Annotated in this window: 10 protein-coding genes; 4 read left to right on the forward strand and 6 right to left on the reverse strand. The window is 60.1% G+C overall.

Translation table 11 applies throughout. From position 1 onward, the window contains the following. Position 1 precedes the first annotated feature (1 nt). On the reverse strand, positions 2-358 hold the full coding sequence (locus tag AC1D2Q_RS03690) for a hypothetical protein (protein WP_028940098.1): 357 nt from the start codon (positions 356-358) through the stop codon (positions 2-4). A gap of 27 nt (positions 359-385) precedes the next feature. Here AC1D2Q_RS03690 and AC1D2Q_RS03695 point away from each other — a divergent pair, with 27 nt between their 5' ends. Next, positions 386-1,351 (forward strand): CobW family GTP-binding protein, encoded by a 966-nt coding sequence (locus tag AC1D2Q_RS03695; RefSeq protein WP_477812296.1) that lies wholly within the window; start codon positions 386-388, stop codon positions 1,349-1,351. Between the two features lie 42 nt (positions 1,352-1,393). On the opposite strand, the gene AC1D2Q_RS03700 is transcribed toward AC1D2Q_RS03695, so the two are convergent. Continuing rightward, a complete protein-coding gene (locus AC1D2Q_RS03700) occupies positions 1,394-1,807 on the reverse strand; it encodes a DUF3301 domain-containing protein (RefSeq protein WP_064621161.1) in 414 nt (137 codons plus the stop codon). A gap of 120 nt (positions 1,808-1,927) precedes the next feature. Between AC1D2Q_RS03700 and pdxY the strand changes: the two genes are divergently transcribed. After that, positions 1,928-2,800, forward strand: a complete 873-nt coding sequence (pdxY, locus tag AC1D2Q_RS03705) for a pyridoxal kinase PdxY (RefSeq protein WP_477812297.1) — start codon at positions 1,928-1,930, stop codon at positions 2,798-2,800. 94 nt (positions 2,801-2,894) lie between these two features. Here pdxY and AC1D2Q_RS03710 read toward each other — a convergent pair whose 3' ends face one another. Further along, positions 2,895-3,377, reverse strand: a complete 483-nt coding sequence (locus tag AC1D2Q_RS03710; protein ID WP_007934430.1) for an acyl-CoA thioesterase — start codon at positions 3,375-3,377, stop codon at positions 2,895-2,897. 205 nt (positions 3,378-3,582) lie between these two features. On the opposite strand from AC1D2Q_RS03710, the gene AC1D2Q_RS03715 reads away from it, so the two are divergent. Then, a complete protein-coding gene (locus AC1D2Q_RS03715; protein ID WP_477812298.1) occupies positions 3,583-5,346 on the forward strand; it encodes a cation:proton antiporter in 1,764 nt (587 codons plus the stop codon). A gap of 35 nt (positions 5,347-5,381) precedes the next feature. On the opposite strand, the gene AC1D2Q_RS03720 is transcribed toward AC1D2Q_RS03715, so the two are convergent. From AC1D2Q_RS03720 to uvrD, 3 genes are all read right to left on the reverse strand, one after another. Next, positions 5,382-5,789: an SMI1/KNR4 family protein gene (locus AC1D2Q_RS03720; protein ID WP_007934432.1), complete on the reverse strand. Its 408-nt coding sequence runs from the start codon at positions 5,787-5,789 to the stop codon at positions 5,382-5,384. 134 nt (positions 5,790-5,923) lie between these two features. Continuing rightward, positions 5,924-6,796: a Tim44 domain-containing protein gene (locus AC1D2Q_RS03725; protein ID WP_305410583.1), complete on the reverse strand. Its 873-nt coding sequence runs from the start codon at positions 6,794-6,796 to the stop codon at positions 5,924-5,926. 295 nt (positions 6,797-7,091) lie between these two features. Further along, the gene (uvrD, locus tag AC1D2Q_RS03730; protein ID WP_007934438.1) at positions 7,092-9,275 is read right to left on the reverse strand and encodes a DNA helicase II; all 2,184 of its coding nucleotides are present in this window, start codon (positions 9,273-9,275) and stop codon (positions 7,092-7,094) included. A gap of 259 nt (positions 9,276-9,534) precedes the next feature. Between uvrD and AC1D2Q_RS03735 the strand changes: the two genes are divergently transcribed. Then, complete coding sequence (locus tag AC1D2Q_RS03735; RefSeq protein WP_477812299.1) at positions 9,535-12,408, forward strand: EAL domain-containing protein; 2,874 nt, start codon at positions 9,535-9,537, stop codon at positions 12,406-12,408. Positions 12,409-12,543 lie beyond the last annotated feature (135 nt).

Consider the following 12,543-nt stretch of genomic DNA (forward strand, 5'->3'; position numbering starts at 1 on the left):
CTCAAGGTTTGAGCCAGGTTCCCTGGCTCTGGGCTTCGCAAAACGGCTTCAGATACGCCGCATCGGTGGCCACGCCGTAATAGTGAATATCCTGCCGGTAAGGCATATTGGCGACTTGAGCGTTGCTGCATACCCCGAATGCGCCGGCGGGGCATTGGTCGACGTACTGCACCTCGACTTTCTGCCCGGCCAGATTCGGCTGGCAGAAGCCGTCGGCGAACAGTTTTTCCGGGATGTTGCGGTTCTGCTGGCAGACCTTCACGTCCAGCCGCGCTGCCGTACTATGTACCACGCAGGCCTGGGCCAGCGCTTCACCCGACGTGAGCGCCAGAAGCAACGACCATCCCATCAACCGCATCCTTTACCTCCTCAGAAAACTTCGACCATGTTGCAGAACATTCCCACCCACGTCATCGCCGGCCCGCTGGGTGCCGGCAAGACCAGCCTGATCAAGCACCTGCTGGCGCAGCGGCCGGCCGGTGAGCGCTGGGCGGTGCTGATCAACGAATTCGGCCAGATCGGCCTGGATGCTGCGTTGCTGACCCAGGACGCCGATGGTATCGCACTGGGGGAAGTGGCCGGGGGGTGTTTGTGTTGCGTCAATGGTGCGCCGTTTCAGGTCGGCCTCGGACGGTTGCTGCGCAAGGCACGACCGGATCGACTGTTCATCGAGCCGTCCGGACTGGGGCATCCGGCTCAGTTGCTCAGGCAATTGAGCGAGGCGCCGTGGCAAGGCGTCCTGGCGGTGCAGTCTTGCGTGCTGGTACTGGATGCCCGGGCACTCGCGGCCGGAAAACCGCTGCCAGCGGCGCAACAGCAAGCCTTGGACAGTGCCGGGTTGCTGTTGCTGAACAAGGCGGAAAGCCTGAACGACAGTGATCGCCAGCGAGTTGTCGCACAGTTGCCGTCGCGTCGTTTGTACTGGACGCAGCAGGCTGTTTTGCCGTTGAGTGAGTTACCGGGCCTCAAGGCTCAGGCTGTCGCGGGTGTGGATAACTTCATCGTGCCCAAGGGGCTGGCGCAGATGCCGGCCATCTGGACTGACCCTGCGCAGCCGATTTGCTTGAGTCAGGCGCAAGAGGGTGGCTGGAGCGTCGGCTGGCGCTGGCATCCGAGTCAGACATTCGATGCCGTGCTTGTCGGAAAGTGGCTTGAGAGCCTTGAATGGCTGCGGGCGAAGCTGGTTATCCACAGTGTCGAGGGCTGGGTGTCGGCCAACGCACTGGATAACTCGTTACTGGATTGGCAACCCAGCGAATGGCGACGGGATTCGCGCATCGAGCTGATTTTCAGTGAGGTACAGGGTGTTGAGTCACTGCAAAGAGATCTGGCCGATTGCCGGTCGGGGTGAAGATCAAAAGACCGCAGCTCCTATGGTGCGATCTTTTAATCTTCAGGGACGCCACTTGGTGTGTTCTTGCCGCCACTGGCTCAATTCAATCACCTCGGCGCTGGGTTTTGCGACTTCGACCACCGGCGGTGTGTCGTCGAATGGCATTGGATAGGGCGCGAGCTCGATGTGTGCGCTATGGGCGCCGAACTGAGTGATGGTGCCGTTGTGGCGGGTTTCGCCGGTCACGGTAAATTCGAAGTTATACACACGGGCCAGGCGCCGACGGCCGTTGGCGTCTTTAATGAAAGCGATCTTTTTCAAGGCTACGTTGCCGTCCAGCAGCTCGATCCGCAGCTTGGCGCAATGCTGCTGAACCCGCTCCAGTGCGCGTTCGCGCAAGCCGTGGTTGTGCCACAGCCATGCGCCACCGGTGGCGAGCAGCATCAGCACGAAGATATTTCCTAGGGTCAGCATCAACAGGGTGCTCCAACAAGATAGTGTCAGCTTAACTGCGTCTCTGGTCTGTCGTACAGGCTGCGTTTAGTCGCATACTGCGCGGCTCGAATTTCAATCGGTTTATGGAAAACTCACCGCATGAAACGTACGCCCCATCTGCTCGCCATCCAGTCCCATGTGGTGTTCGGCCACGCTGGCAACAGCGCCGCGGTTTTCCCGATGCAGCGGGTCGGGGTGAACGTCTGGCCACTCAATACCGTGCAGTTCTCCAACCACACGCAATATGGCCAGTGGGCCGGGGAAGTGCTGGCCCCGCATCAGATTCCGGAATTGGTGGAAGGCATCGCGGCGATTGGCGAACTGGGCAACTGCGACGCCGTGTTGTCCGGCTACCTCGGTAGCGCGGCCCAAGGGCGGGCGATTCTGGCGGGGGTGGAGCGAATCAAATCGATCAATCCCAAAGCCTTGTACCTCTGCGATCCGGTGATGGGCCATCCGGAGAAGGGCTGCAGCGTTCCAGCCGAAGTCAGCGATTTCCTGTTGGAAGAGGCTGCGGCGATAGCCGACTTCATGTGCCCGAATCAGCTGGAGCTGAACAGCTTCTCGGGGCGCAAGGCGCAGTCACTGTTCGATTGCCTGGCCATGGCGCGGGCGCTGCTGGCGCGCGGTCCGAAGGCGGTGTTGGTCAAGCATCTCGACTATCCCGGCAAACTGACGGATGGCTTCGAGATGTTGCTGGTGACCGCTGAAGGCAGCTGGCACTTGCGTCGGCCGTTGCTGGCGTTCCCGCGTCAGCCGGTGGGCGTTGGCGATCTGACTTCCGGGCTGTTCCTGGCGCGTGTGCTGCTGGGTGACAGTCTACTGAGCGCCTTCGAATTCACCGCGGCGGCGGTGCATGAAGTGCTGCTGGAAACCCAGGCGTGTGCCAGCTATGAACTGGAACTGGTGCGGGCGCAGGACCGGATCGCCCATCCGCGGGTGCGGTTCGAGGCGACCGCGATCAGTCTTTAAAAGCTTCGCGGGCAAGCCTCGCTCCTGCACAGGGATGGTGTATTACCCGTAGGATCGAGGCTTGCCCGCGAAAGCGATCTAAAGACCGAACACGTCAGGCGTCGCCCTTGATTTCCTGATAGCGCTTTTCCAGTTCCTGACGAATCTGCCGACGCTGCTGGGCTTGCATGTACCGACGCTTGTCTTCGCTGTTCTGCGGTTGCAGTGGCGGGACGGAGGCCGGTTTACGCTGGTCATCCACCGCGACCATGGTGAAGAAGCAGCTGTTGGTGTGGCGCACCGAACGCTCGCGAATGTTCTCGGTCACGACCTTGATGCCCACTTCCATCGAGGTATTACCGGTGTAGTTGACCGAGGCCAGAAAGGTCACCAGCTCACCGACATGAATCGGCTCGCGGAAGATCACCTGATCCACCGACAAGGTCACTACATAACGGCCGGCATACCGGCTGGCGCAGGCGTAAGCCACTTCATCGAGGTATTTGAGCAAGGTGCCGCCGTGGACATTGCCAGAGAAGTTGGCCATGTCGGGGGTCATCAATACCGTCATCGACAGCTGGGCGTTTCCGGGTTCCATAACGTACTCACGGGTTCAAGGCAGGGTTTGGGGGTTACACCTCTGTGGGTGCTTGTCGGTGTTTTTCAAACCAACAGTTATCGGGACGCCGGGCGGGGAGGCGCCGTCACGCCCGAAGCGATCTGTTTCCATATATTGCACCGTCTTTGCGGCGGAAGTCGTGGTGTTACCCTTCAAAAGCCCACCCCCGAAGGAGCCACACACCATGCATGCCATCAGTTTCATTCAGGATCTGGCAGTGATCATGTTGATCGCGGGTGTGGTGACCGTGCTCTTTCATCGTCTCAAACAACCGGTGGTGCTCGGCTACATCGTCGCCGGTTTCATTATCGGCCCGCACACGCCGCCCTTCGGCCTGATCCACGACGAAGAAACCATCAAGACCCTCGCCGAGCTCGGGGTGATTTTCCTGATGTTCTGCCTGGGGCTGGAGTTCAGCCTGCGCAAGCTGTTCAAGGTCGGCGCCACGGCGTTTATCGCGGCCTTCCTGGAAATCGTCCTGATGATCTGGATCGGCTACGAAATCGGCCGCTGGTTCGACTGGAATACCATGGACTCGCTGTTCCTCGGCGCGATCCTGGCGATTTCCTCGACCACCATCATCGTCAAGGCGCTCAACGACCTGAAGATGAAGAACGAGCGTTTTGCGCAGTTGATCTTTGGCGTACTGATCGTCGAGGACATCCTCGGTATCGGCATCATCGCCTTGCTGTCGAGCATCGCGGTCAGCGGCACGGTCAGTTCCGGCGAAGTCTTTTCCACCGTCGGCAAGCTTTCCCTGTTCATGATTGTCGCACTGGTCATCGGCATTCTGCTGGTGCCGCGACTACTGGCCTATGTGGCGAAATTCGAAAGCAATGAGATGTTGCTGATTACCGTGCTGGGCCTGTGTTTCGGCTTCTGCCTGCTGGTGGTCAAACTTGAATACAGCATGGTTCTCGGCGCATTCCTGATCGGCGCGATCATGGCCGAATCGCGCCAGCTGCTGAAGATCGAGCAGTTGATCGAGCCGGTTCGCGACCTGTTCAGTGCCATTTTCTTCGTCGCCATCGGCCTGATGCTCGACCCGATGATCCTGCTGCAATACGCCTGGCCGATTGCGGTGATCACTGTGGCGGTAGTGCTGGGCAAGATGCTGTCCTGCGGCCTCGGCGCGTTTATCGCCGGCAATGACGGACGCACCTCACTGCGCGTGGGGATGGGGCTTTCACAGATTGGCGAATTCTCTTTCATCATCGCCGCGCTGGGCATGACGCTGCAGGTCACCAGCAGCTTTCTCTATCCGGTGGCTGTGGCCGTCTCGGTGATCACCACGCTGTTGACGCCCTATCTGATCCGCGCGGCCGATCCGCTGTCGATCAAGCTTGCTGCCGTAATGCCGCAGCGTCTGGCTCGTGTGCTGGGGATGTATGGCGAATGGCTGCGCAGCATCCAGCCTCAGGGCGAGGGCGCGCTGTTGGCGTCGATGATTCGGCGGATTCTGTTGCAGGTGGGTGTCAATCTGGCGCTGGTGGTTGCGATCTTTTTATCGGGCGCCTTCTTCGCCGAGCGCATGTCCGTTTACCTGCAAGACTGGATCAGCGATCCGAGCTGGCAGAAGGCGTTGATCTGGGGCGGGGCGTTGCTGTTGTCGCTGCCGTTCCTGATCGCCGCCTATCGCAAGCTCAAGGCGCTGTCGATGCTGCTGGCAGAAATGGGGGTGAAGTCGGAGATGGCCGGTCGCCACACGCAGCGAGTGCGTCGGGTGATCGCCGAAGTGATCCCGATCCTCTCGCTGCTGGTGATTTTCCTGCTGCTGGCGGCCTTGTCGGCCAGTATTCTGCCGACCAACAAGTTGCTGGTGCTGATTGTAGTGGTCGCGGCCGCGGTGGCGGCGCTGCTCTGGCGCTGGTTCATCCGCGTGCATACGCGGATGCAGGTGGCCTTGCTGGAAACCCTGGATAACCACAAGGACTCCTCAAGCCACTGACGTTGCGCGTCTACAAAAAGTCGTGCAGGGGTGGATCAGCTTTCCAGCCAGACGTCCCGCGCCCAGTGCCAGACCGATTCCCAGGTTTCTTCGGCGAGTAACTCTTCTTCGGCCAGCCACAACACCACGGTGCCGTCTTCTTCGACGCAGTAGTAGTTGTCACCGTCCTGGCAGATCGGGATCAGGCTGCGATCAACACCAGCGTCCCAGGCGTTGGCGGCAACGTCCGGCAGGTAGGTGTGGGATTGCGGGTCGGTAACGGTCACCGGCTCCAGGCTGCCGTAGACTACATCGCTGACGGTCAGCAGGAATTCTCTGAATACGAAGGGAATGTCGATGAACAGTTGTTCTTCGATTTCTACCAGCAGATCTTCGTCGGGCAACTCCAAGGGGACCGGTACCGGTTCGTTGGCTTCACGCAGTTGTTCGATGATTTCTTCCACGTCCGGGATCCTCTTGCTTGATGGCGCGGTTTAGTTGGGGCGGTTTATACAGTAGCTCGCTATAGATGCAACCGTGAAATAGAAAACCCCGGCAGAGCCGGGGTTTTCATTACAGCATGCGAAACGCGGAGTTATCAGCCGTTCTGGCGGATACCTGCTACCAGCCAAGGCTGGTTTTCGCCCTGTGGACGTTCCATGTTCCAGCTTTCGCTGAACACTTCGCCCTGGTCGAAACGCGAGGTCTTCGACACGCCGCTGAAGGTCAGGGTGGCGATGGTCTTGTCCGCACGGTCATCAACGCCGTCCAGTTGTACCTGGAGGTTGTCGATGTAGGTCGACTGGAAGCCGTCGCCCAGGTCGGCACGTTCGCGCTTGAGGAACTCCAGCAACTGCGGGGTCACGAACTCGGCGATCTTGTCCATTTCGTTGGCGTCCCAATGTTGCTGCAGGGACTGGAAGTGGTTGCGGGCCGCTTCGACGAAGCGCTGTTCGTTGAACCAGGCCGGAGCATTGATCACCGGACGAGCGGCAGCAGGTGCAGCCGAACCGCCGAAGATCGAACCCATGGCGGGCTTCTGCTCGAATACTTCACGTTGCATCGGCGCGCCGGCCGGGGCCAGGTGCTCCTGCTGCTTGCGACGACGAGCGGCGATGAAGCGGAAGACCAGGAAGGCGATGACCGCCATGATCAGGATGTCGAAGAACTGCATGCCCTGGAAGCCGCCGCCCATGAACATGGAGGCCAGCAGGCCACCGGCCGCGATACCGGCCAGAGGGCCGAGCCAGCGCGAAGCACCGCCGGCCTTGGCGGCAGCGCCAGCGGCACCGGCCGCGCCGGCAGTGGCGGCTGCACCGCCCACGCCAGGAGAAGAAGGAGCCATTTGGCTGGTCTGGTGAGTCGGCGCAGCGCCGACACTCTTGCCGCCACCAAAGCGCTTGGCGTTGGCGTCCAGGCTCATCGTCAGGCCGATGCACAACGCCATGGCGATGCTAAGAAAACGTTTCATAAAGGGAATTCCCATTTGTGGATGGCACGCGCGCCATGTTGCACAGCTGAAGTGTCACTGGCTAGCGGCAGAGTGTTTCGGGCTTTTGCCTGACAGGTTCTGTTCAGGTTCAGTCAGTGCAATAGGGCCTGTTAACTTTGGTCTGTAGGAGGAGTGGATAAGTTCTGTAGGAAAGGCGACCAGCGCCACTGCGAGATCACCATGATAGATCGTTCCCACGCTCTGAACGCCACCCTGGACGCGGAGCGTCACGGGATGCATTCCCCACGCAGAGCGTGGGAACGATCATCACGCTTTAGATCGCTTCCAGCTTGGCGTAACCGAGCATCAGCCACTTGCTGCCTTCGCTGAAGTTCACCTGCACCCGCGCCTGAGCACCGGCGCCTTCGAAATTCAGGATCACACCGTCGCCGAACACCGAATGCCGCACAGTCTGACCGAGGCTGAACCCGGTGTCCGGGATCTCGCTGCCGCCGAACAGGCTGCTGGAGCTCTGCTGCTGGCCGCCGCCGAACGGACGGCTGACACTGTTGGACAGTCGCACTTCCTGGATCAGGCCTTTCGGCACTTCACGTACGAAGCGCGACACCTTGTTGTAGGTCTCGCTGCCGTACAAGCGTCGGGTTTCGGCATAAGTCAGCACCAGGTTCTGCATCGCCCGGGTGATACCGACATAGGCCAGACGACGCTCTTCCTCAAGGCGACCGGGTTCTTCCAGGCTCATTTTGTGCGGAAACAGGCCTTCTTCCATGCCCACCAGGAACACGTAAGGGAATTCCAGGCCCTTGGCGCTGTGCAGGGTCATCAACTGAATGCTGTCTTCGTGCTCGTCAGCCTGGGTGTCCCCGGCCTCCAGCGAGGCGTGGCCGAGGAATGCCGCCAGTGGCGATTGCTCTTCGTCCTCTTCTGGGTTTTCGAAGTTGCGCGCGGCGCTGACCAGTTCCTCAAGGTTTTCTACCCGGGCCTGGCCTTTCTCGCCTTTTTCCGCCTGGTGGTAGGCGATCAGCCCCGACTGCTCGATGACGGTCTGGGTCATCAGGTGCAGCGGCATTTCCATGCACTTGGCGGCGAGGTTCTCGATCAGCTCCATAAACGCCCCAAGGGCGCCGGCAGCGCGACCGGTCAGGCCCTTGTTGGCCACCAGCTGACGCATGGCTTCCCACATCGACACGTCGCTGTGGCGCGCATGATCGCGAATCGCTTCGACGGTTTTTTCGCCGATGCCACGGGCCGGAACGTTGATCACCCGCTCCAGGGCCGCATCGTTGCCACGGCCTTCCAACAAACGCAGGTAAGCCATGGCGTTCTTGATTTCTGCCCGTTCGAAGAAGCGCTGACCGCCATAAATGCGGTACGGGATGCGCTCGCGCAGCAAGGCTTCTTCCAAAACGCGCGATTGGGCGTTAGAGCGGTACAGAATCGCGATATCACTGCGAGCCAAGCCGGTTTTCAGCGCGCTTTCAATAGTTTCAACCACGTAGCGTGCTTCATCGTGTTCGTTGAACGCGGCGTACAGATTGATCGCTTCGCCTTCGCCACCATCGGTCCACAGCTCTTTGCCCATGCGCCCGGTATTGTTGGCGATCAGGGCGTTGGCGGCCTTGAGGATCCCGGCGGTGGAGCGGTAGTTCTGCTCCAGACGAATGATCTCGGCATCCGGGAAGTCGTCGGAATACTGATAGATGTTCTCGATTTTCGCGCCGCGCCAGCCATAGATCGACTGATCGTCGTCGCCGACCACCATCAGGCTGTCGCCGCCCTTGGCCAGCAGACGCAACCAGGCGTACTGCACGGCGTTGGTGTCCTGGAACTCGTCCACCAGAATGTGCCGGAAGCGCTTCTGATAATGGGCGAGCAGGCCCGGGTGGTCGCGCCACAGATCGAGGGCGCGCAGCAGCAGTTCGGAGAAGTCGATGACGCCGGCGCGCAGGCACGCAGCCTCGTAGGCTTCATAAATGCTGCGCATGGTCGCCAGGAACAGATCGCCGCTGGCTTGAATATGTTGCGGACGCAGACCTTCGTCTTTCTGCCCGTTGATGAACCACTGGGCCTGCCGGGCCGGCCAGCGTTGCTCGTCCAGGCCCAGTTCGCGGATCACCCGCTTGACCAGCCGTTGCTGGTCATCACTGTCGAGAATCTGGAAGGTCTGGCTCAGGCCCGCTTCCTGCCAGTGCGCCCGCAATAAGCGGTGCGCCAGGCCGTGGAAGGTTCCGACCCACATGCCGGCCGGGTTGATACCCATCAGCTGCTCGATGCGATGACGCATCTCGGCAGCGGCCTTATTGGTGAAGGTCACCGACAGAATGGAGTGGGGCGAGGCGTTTTCGACCTGGATCAACCAGGCGATACGGTGCACCAGCACTCGGGTTTTACCGGAGCCAGCACCGGCCAGGACCAACTGACGACCCACGGAGGCAGCTACGGCCTGGCGTTGGGCATCGTTGAGGGAGTTCAGCAGAAGGGAGAGATCATCGCGCATCGAGGCATTCTAGGGTGCGCCGTCACACCGGGCAAACCGAGCTTTGCATTAGCCGATGAAAGAAGCACCGATGACGACCGGTCGGTCACTGGCTGCGAGCAGGGGCGGGGCTCGTCTGGATGCTTTTGCGCCGGATGCGGGCGACTAAAACTTTTGTCTATTTTATGACCTGAGGCAGTTTGGTCCGGGCATTTGCTTGTGTATGCTCCGTCCACAATTCGGGCTCGCATGCTCAACTATAAGAACAAGAACATTGCCTATGACCCTCAGTTCCGACCTGTCGGGCCCCTCTGTGGAGCCTCGGGCTATCCGCAAACAATACGCCATGGAGATGGCGGTCGAACGCACGCGTCTGCTGTACCAGGGCTCGCTGTTGCCGACGCTATTCATGTTGATCAACGGTCTGGTCTGCGCCGGGTTGCTCTGGAGCCCGCAGCGTTACTTCGTGGTCAGCGTCTGGCTGATCTGGTTGTTGTCGCTGGTGGCGTTGCGAGTGATTCAGGTCGCGGCCTTCGATTCGGCGATTCCCAACCGTCAGGCCCATCCGATCTGGCGTCGCATGTTTCTGCTCGGTTCGGCGATGACCGGCCTGACGCTGGCCGGTGCCGGTATCGCGCTGGTGCCCGCTGACAATTTCATCCAGCAAGCCTGGGTGTTCGGCCTGATCGGCGCCGCAGCCCTCTCGGCCAGCGTCGCTTATGCGGTCAGCCTGCCAGCATTTCTATCCTTTACCTTGCCCTGTCTGTTGCCCGCCATCGGCTATCTGTTCTGGGGCGGCGATGAACAGGAGCAGGGCTGGGGCTGGTTCGGGCTGATTCTTCTGGGCTCGTTGAGCGTGGTCGCCTGGCAGGTCAATCGGTTGATCGATCAGGGTTTGTTGCGGCGTTTTCAAAATCAGGCGCTGATCGAACACTTGCAGCAGGCGCAAAGTCGCAGCGAGCAACTCAATCACGAACTGGCCAAGGAAATCGACCAGCGTCGTCGCGCCGAAGACGAATTGCGCGAAACCCAGGTCGACCTTGAAAACCGGGTTGCCCAACGCAGTCTGGAGCTGGATGCGGCCAACCAGGCCTTGAGCAAGAGCGAAGCGCGGCTGGCGCTGGCGTTGAAAGCGAGTGAACTTGGTTTGTGGGACTGGAACCTGCAGACCGACGAAGTTCATCACACTCAGCTCCAGGAGTTGTTCGGGCTGGAGCCGGAATACGTGACAGCGATGCTCCGCCACCTCAAGCCGAGGCTGCATCCCGACGACTTGCCAGCACTGAAGCGGGCGCTGGTCGAGCATTTGAAGGGCCGTACCGAGGATTATCAGATCGAGTACCGGGTGCGACATGGCGATGGCCATTGGGTCTGGATCGAGGACCGAGGTCGAGCGGTCGAGCGTAGTGAAAACGGCCGGGTGATCCGCATGGTCGGCACCCGCCGCGATATCAGCGCCAGCAAGCACCTGGAAGAACAGCGCCAACTGGCGGCGACGGTGTTTGAGGCGGCCAGCGAAGGCATCGTGATTTTCGACCCGAACTACGCGCTTATCGCGGTCAATCAGGCTTTCAGTCGGGTGACTGGCTATGAAATCGACGACATGCTTGGGCGTAACGTGGTCGATTTGCCTTGCAGCCGCGACGCCCGTCGGCATTACGCAGCGATTCGTCAGGCGCTGGAGCAGCACGGTAGTTGGCAGGGCGAGTTGGTCGAGACCCGCAAGAATGGCGAGTTGTATCCGCAGTGGCTGCAACTGAATGCCGTGCGCGATTTGCGGGGAAATGTCAGTCATATCGTCGGCTTCTTCGCCGACCTGTCCGCTCGGCGTGAATCCGAAGAGCGTATGCGCTACCTCGCCCATTACGACGAACTCACGGGGCTGGCCAACCGTTCGTTGTTCCGGGAACGGCTGCACGAGGCTCATCAGCGGGTGCGCCAGGGCGGTCGCCGCAGCCTGGCGTTGCTGCACATCAATCTGGATCGCTTCAAACTGCTTAACGACAGCCTCGGTCACGAAATCGCCGATCAGCTGTTACAGAAAATGGCCCGGCGCTTGGTCAATGCGTTGCCGGAAGCGGACACCATCGCCCGGTTGTCCGGCGATGAATTTGCGGTGCTGTTCGACGCCTACGGCAACCTGTCGAGTCTGGCGCGCGTGGCGACCCGATTGTCGACCAAGCTGCGTTTGCCGATCACCGTCGAGGGGCATGAACTGGTGATGAGCGCGTCCATGGGCATCAGCCTGTTGCCGGACACCGCGCGGGAGATTTCCGCGCTGGTCAGCCAGTCGAACATGGCCATGCAGCATGCCAAACACTTGGGCGGCAACAACTTCCAGTTCTACACGGACAGCCTGCAGGCCAGCACGCTCGAGCGTTTGCAGCTTGAGAACCAATTGCGCAAAGCCATCGAAGAAAAGCAGTTGAAGGTGTTTTATCAACCGAAACTCTGCCTCGCCACCGGCCGGCTGAATGCCGCCGAAGCGCTGGTGCGCTGGAATCACCCGACCCTTGGCCAGGTACCGCCGGGGGATTTCATCGGTCTGGCCGAGGAAACCGGCCTGATCAACGCTATCGGCGAGTTCGTATTACGTCAGGCCTGTTGGCAAGCCTGCGAATGGCAGCGTCAGGGGCTTGAGCCGATTCGGGTGTCGGTCAATCTGTCGGTGCATCAGCTGCGTCAGGGGAAACTGGTCAGCCTGGTGCGTCAGGTGCTGGAGGAAACCGGTCTGGCGCCACGCTACCTGGAACTGGAACTTACTGAAAGCCAGTTGCTGGACACCGTCGAGCACATCATCGCGACCTTCCAGCAATTGCGCGATCTGGGGGTGAAGCTGGCGATCGACGATTTTGGTACCGGGTATTCGTCTCTGAGCTACCTCAAACGTATTCCTGTGGATTACGTGAAGATCGATCAGGCATTTATCCGTGGTCTGGGAGAGAGCAGCGAGGACGCGGCGATCACCCGGGCGATTATTGCCATGGCCCACGGCCTGTCGTTGAAAGTGGTGGCCGAAGGCGTCGAACGGCCGGAGCAGCTGGAGTTTCTGAAGGTCGAGCGTTGTGATGAAGTGCAGGGTTATTGGATCAGTCGTCCGGTTGAGGCTACTGACCTGGCTGAGCTGTTGCGCGCGGACGAAAAAACCTCGTAGGTGCTACATGGAGCATATGTCGCGTGATATGGGGACATTGAGTTACGCATTGAGCAGGCAAAAAGCCGATTCATGTAGTATAACTACAAGCGTGCTACATCCCCGGCACCTGCCAATGACAAAGAGTCCAGCCCC

This window comes from Pseudomonas sp. P1_A1 (assembly GCF_056406935.1).

Bases quoted from the DNA above. Each gene is read 5' to 3' on its own strand.
- AC1D2Q_RS03690 (WP_028940098.1), bottom strand. From the start codon at position 358: ATGCGGTTGATGGGATGGTCGTTGCTTCTGGCGCTCACGTCGGGTGAA.
- AC1D2Q_RS03695 (WP_477812296.1), top strand. From the start codon at position 386: ATGTTGCAGAACATTCCCACCCACGTCATCGCCGGCCCGCTGGGTGCC.
- AC1D2Q_RS03700 (WP_064621161.1), bottom strand. From the start codon at position 1,807: ATGCTGACCCTAGGAAATATCTTCGTGCTGATGCTGCTCGCCACCGGT.
- pdxY (WP_477812297.1), top strand. From the start codon at position 1,928: ATGAAACGTACGCCCCATCTGCTCGCCATCCAGTCCCATGTGGTGTTC.
- AC1D2Q_RS03710 (WP_007934430.1), bottom strand. From the start codon at position 3,377: ATGGAACCCGGAAACGCCCAGCTGTCGATGACGGTATTGATGACCCCC.
- AC1D2Q_RS03715 (WP_477812298.1), top strand. From the start codon at position 3,583: ATGCATGCCATCAGTTTCATTCAGGATCTGGCAGTGATCATGTTGATC.
- AC1D2Q_RS03725 (WP_305410583.1), bottom strand. From the start codon at position 6,796: ATGAAACGTTTTCTTAGCATCGCCATGGCGTTGTGCATCGGCCTGACG.
- uvrD (WP_007934438.1), bottom strand. From the start codon at position 9,275: ATGCGCGATGATCTCTCCCTTCTGCTGAACTCCCTCAACGATGCCCAA.
- AC1D2Q_RS03735 (WP_477812299.1), top strand. From the start codon at position 9,535: ATGACCCTCAGTTCCGACCTGTCGGGCCCCTCTGTGGAGCCTCGGGCT.